Source organism: Streptomyces sp. C (assembly GCF_000158895.1).
GTDB lineage: Bacteria > Actinomycetota > Actinomycetes > Streptomycetales > Streptomycetaceae > Streptomyces > Streptomyces racemochromogenes.
In genome coordinates, this window is sequence record NZ_GG657750.1 from 2,419,793 (window position 1) to 2,424,223 (window position 4,431).

The following is a 4,431-nucleotide window of genomic DNA, read 5'->3' on the forward strand; positions in this document are numbered from 1 at the left end:
CAGCACGAGGTCGGCCTCGGCGGCGCCGAGCACGGGCGGCGCGACCCCGTCCAGCCGCCAGCCGCCCCCCCTCGGGCGGCGACGGCGGTGACCCCGCCCGCCCCGAGGGCGACGGCCCCGACCCGCGCGTCGAGGGGGTCGGCCCCCGCCCGGTCCAGGAGTACGGAGGCCAGCGCGCTCGGCAGGAAGGGCCCGGGCAGCGCCGCCCGGGCGGCCTCCTGTAAAACGACGGCCAGATCCAGCAGGGTCCCGCCCTCCAGGTGGGGCGCCAGCAGTCCGGACGCGGCCAGCCCGTCCCAGTAGCCGGGCCGCGTGCCCGCCTGCGGCGGGGCGTCGAGCAGCTTGCGCACCTCCTCGGGCGGTACGGCCCGCGCCACCCAGCCGCGCACGGCGTCGGCCAACTCCCGCTGCTCTTGCGTGATTCCGATGCCCATGCGCGGCAGACTAGAACACGTTTCAATCTGACGGAAGGTCAGAAACACCCTCTTCTCGGCACTCCCCTTGCGGCGGGCCCGGGGGCTGCGGTGGGCTGTCGCCATGACCCCGGAATGCCCGCGCTGCGGGAGAGCGCTGACGGCGCTGAGCGTCACGTACCGCCGCAACCGCTGGGGCGGGGCGCCGCCGTCACCGAGACCCGAACAGTGGTGGCAGTGCACCGGATGCGGCTGGCTGGGCTACCGACAGGGGGCGGACCGGCCGCTGCACCCGATGCGGCGCCTGGAGGGCGACGAGGGGACCTGCCCCTTCTGCGGCGAGGAGGACTCCAACGCCGCCGGCGAGCCCTGGGAGACCGACACCGGCGAACTCCGTGACTGGCTGGTCTGCCTCACCTGCGGCACGAGCAACCCCCGCCGCCTGACGCCTCCGGGCGGGTCCTGACCCGACCCCCGCCCGAAGGGCCCGCCCGTACGGCCGCCCCGCGCGCGTTCCGACGGGCCGGGCGTGGCCGGCGTGCGCCGAGCACCGATGTCAGACGGGCCCTCGGCCTGCCGGTCAAGCCCGCGTCTCCCCCTGCCACCGCTGGGACGGACCCCCGGTGCCGCGCATCGGCGCGTCGGCGGCGCGCGCGCCCTTGTACCGGACGTACTCGGGTGCTCCGCCGACGCGGCGAGATCCGGTGCCGGGCGGCGCGGGTCTGGGGGACCTCCCGGCGGTAGCCGGGGCAGCGATCCGCAAGGGACGGCCAAAGGGGCTGCCCGCAAAGGGGCGCCTGCCCCGCGACGCACGCACCTGGGGGCACCCCCAGCGGTAGCCGGGGGCGCCGCGGGGCCGCCCTGCGGGCGGACGGCGCCACTTGCGGACGCCCCCTGGCCGCGCTCAGCCCGCCGGCACGGCCGCGAGGGCGGCGCGGGCGATCGCCACGACCTCCGACCGGCACTCGGGCGGCGCGGCGGGCGACTCGCTCCCCCCGGACCCGGACCCGCTCCCGGCCTGCCCGCCCTCGCCCGGATCGCCTCCGCTCCACACGGAGAGCCGGAGGTTCCCGTCACGGACCAGGAGCTCGCATTGGTCCTTCCACAGCGTCTCGTCGCCGAGCCCCACCTCCGCCTGCGCCACCGTCCGCACCGCCGTCGACACCGTCCGCCGGTCCGAGGCGAGCCGCTTCCGCTGCTCCTCCGGCCCGTCGCGGCCGCCCTCGCCGTCGAGCTTCAGAGCCCACTCCGCGATCACGCGGGGCTTCCCCCCGCCGAACCAGTAGCAGCGCACCGAGGTGGTGGGGCCGGCCCCGCGCTCCGGCAGGACGGTGTCCAGCGTCGGCGCCCGGTCCACCCCGGGCGGCAACGGCAGCTTGGCGCCCGCGCTGTCGCAGCGGGTCAGCTTCGTGTGCACCGTCTCGCCCCACCACCCCCCGGGCTGCTGCCCGTACGCCCATACCCCGGCACCGGCCGCCACCAGGGCGAGGGCCCCCAGCACCGGCCCGGCCACGCGCAGCACGCTCCGGCGCCCGGGCCGCCCGCCCGCGCCGGGAGCCGGGGCGCCCGCGGTGACGGGCGGTTCGTCCGGAAGGGGGACGAGCTCCGGCCGGGTTCCCCCGGCGGCCCGCCCGGGAACGGCCACGACCGTGGCCGCGTCCCCGGCCGGCTCCGGCTCCGGGTCCGGCTCTGGGCCCGGGCCCCCGCCCGCGTACGGGTCCTGCGCCACGCCCGGCGTCGCCGCGCGCCCCCGGCCCGGGGCCGGGGCCGGGTCCTGCCGCCGGGCCGGGGGCTCGGCGGGAACGGCGACCGCGACCGGCGCCGCCGCCTCCGGCGCGGCCGGCCGGACCACGTCCCCGGGCCGGGGCCCCGGCGGCCGCGCCCAGCAGGCGGTCGATGGCGGCCCCCTGCTCGGCGATCATCCGGTGCACCGCCGGAGGCCACGGCAGGCGCCCCGCCGGGACCACCGGCCCGAGGAGGCCCAGCAGTTCCGCCGGGGCCGGGCGGGCGGCCGGGTCCTTGGCCAGGCAGCGCTCCACCGCGCGCCGCAACCCCGCCGGGAGCGCGGCCAGGTCCGGCTCCGCGTGCACCACGTCGTACAGGGTCATGAGGGTCGACGAGCCCGCGAACGGGTTGCGCCCCGTGGCGGCCAGGAACAGCACCGAACCCAGCGAGAACACGTCGCTCGCCGGAGTCAGTTCCCGCCCCTCGGCCTGCTCGGGCGACATGAACGGCGGCGAGCCGATCACCAGCCCCGTGTGCGTCAGCCGGGTGTCGGCCCCGCTCTCGGCCGCCCGCGCGATGCCCAGGTCGATCACCCGGACCCCGTCCTCGGCGAGCAGTACGTTCTCGGGCTTCAGGTCCCGGTGGACCAGACCCGCCCGGTGGATCTCCGCGAGGGCCGACGCCAGCCCGGCCGCGAGGCGGCGTACGGTCTCCTCGGGCAGCGCCCCGACCTCCGCGACGGCCGCCCCCAGCGAGGGCCCCGAGACGAACACCGACGCCAGCCAAGGGGTCCGCGCGTCCGCGTCGGCCTCCATCACGGCCGCCGTATAGGCCCCCGAGACCTTCCGGGACGCCGCGACCTCCCGCCGGAACCGGGCCCGGAACCCGTCGTCGTCGGCGAACCGCGCGAGGACCTGTTTGACGGCGACCAGCCGCCCGTCCGGCGCGGCGCCCAGCAGCACCCGGCCCATACCGCCCTCGCCGAGCACGCCCAGCACACGGAACGGCCCCACGTGCGACGGCCCCGACGGCCCTAACGGCTCCATGCCTCCCGCCCTCCCCAGGTACGGGAGGGGATCATACAGAGCCGTCAACTCCCGCTGCGGGTACGGGATGCACGGGCGGCACGGGCGGCACCGGCACTGCGGGAGGCCCGGGCGGCACCGGCGGCACCGGCGACACGGGCGGCACGGGCGGCACGGGCGGCACGTGCACCGCATACCGCCCCGCCAAGGCGGCCACCGCCGCGGCCACCGCCGACCGCAGCTCCGGCGGGCCGAGCACCTCCGCCTCCGCACCCAGCCGGAGCAGGTCCCCCACCGCCACGGCCTGCGACTCCACCGGCAGCTCCACCTCCGCCCAGCCGTCCCCGTCCGCCGGCCCGGCCCCCTCCAGCGCGCGCACCCCCGGCGCCCCGAACTGCACCGGCAGCAGCCGCTGCGCACGCGGCGAGACACGCAGCCGCGCCACCCCCTGCCGCAGCGCCGCCTCCAGGCGCCGGGAGGACTCCTCCCAGTAGGCCGCCAGCTCGAACCCGGCCGGCCGCTCGAAGCCCTCCCCCGTCTCCCGCACCGACAGCAGCCGCGACACCCGGTAGGTGCGCACGCCCTCCCCCGCCGGCGCCGCCACCAGGTACCAGATGCCGCCCTTGAGGACGACGCCCAGCGGGTGCAGCTCCCGCTGCCGGACCTCGCCCGACCAGCGCCGGTACTCCACCCGCACCGCCCGCTGCTCCCACACCGCCGCCGCCACCGGGGCCAGGTGCGGCACCGGGTCGGCGTCCCGGAACCAGGCGGGCGCGTCCAGGTGGAAGCGGTCCCGCACGAGCCGGGCCCGGTCCGCCGGCCCGGCCGGCAGCGCGGCCTGGAGCTTCAGCTGCGCGGTGGCCAGCACCGCGCCCAGCCCCAGCTCCCGCGCGGGCCCCGGCGCCCCGACCAGGAACAGCGAGGCCGCCTCGGCGTCGGTGAGCCCGGTCAGCCGCGTCCGGTAGCCGTCCATCAGCCGGTACCCGCCCGCGGGCCCCCGGTCGGCGCGTACGGGGACACCGGACGCGCCGAGCGCCTCGACGTCCCGGTACACCGTACGGACGGACACCTCCAGCTCCGCCGCCAGCTCCGGGGCGGTCATCCGGCCGCGGTTCTGGAGCAGCAGGAGCAGGGAGAGAAGCCGGTCGGCGCGCATGCGCCCATTCTGGCCGCGGTACCTGACAAGAGGTGTCAGGTACGGCCTCCAGGCTGGGTCACAGCACGGGGGAAGGCCCCGCGCGCCCCGACGGGAGGACTCCCATGCCCAC

Annotated in this window: 3 protein-coding genes and 2 pseudogenes; 1 reads left to right on the forward strand and 4 read right to left on the reverse strand. The window is 78.4% G+C overall.

The window, feature by feature from the left end:
• Positions 1–434: pseudogene (locus SSNG_RS10690) on the reverse strand (acyl-CoA dehydrogenase family protein); the annotation flags it as partial.
• Positions 435–537: 103 nt separating this feature from the next.
• Between SSNG_RS10690 and SSNG_RS10695 the strand changes: the two are divergent.
• Positions 538–879 carry a hypothetical protein gene (locus tag SSNG_RS10695; RefSeq protein ID WP_007263836.1) on the forward strand — a complete coding sequence of 114 codons (342 nt, stop codon included), beginning with the start codon at positions 538–540 and terminating at the stop codon, positions 877–879.
• Between the two features lie 438 nt (positions 880–1,317).
• Here the strand turns inward: SSNG_RS10695 and SSNG_RS43675 are convergent, their stop codons facing one another.
• The 3 genes and pseudogenes from SSNG_RS43675 to SSNG_RS10710 all read right to left on the reverse strand — a co-directional run bounded on the left by SSNG_RS43675 (position 1,318) and on the right by SSNG_RS10710 (position 4,319).
• Positions 1,318–2,142 carry a hypothetical protein gene (locus tag SSNG_RS43675; RefSeq protein ID WP_241695289.1) on the reverse strand — a complete coding sequence of 275 codons (825 nt, stop codon included), beginning with the start codon at positions 2,140–2,142 and terminating at the stop codon, positions 1,318–1,320.
• Positions 2,143–2,455: 313 nt separating this feature from the next.
• A pseudogene (locus SSNG_RS43680) lies at positions 2,456–3,184 on the reverse strand (serine/threonine-protein kinase); the annotation flags it as partial.
• A 31-nt stretch (positions 3,185–3,215) separates the two neighbouring features.
• Positions 3,216–4,319 carry a WYL domain-containing protein gene (locus SSNG_RS10710; protein WP_007263839.1) on the reverse strand — a complete coding sequence of 368 codons (1,104 nt, stop codon included), beginning with the start codon at positions 4,317–4,319 and terminating at the stop codon, positions 3,216–3,218.
• Positions 4,320–4,431: the final 112 nt, after the last annotated feature.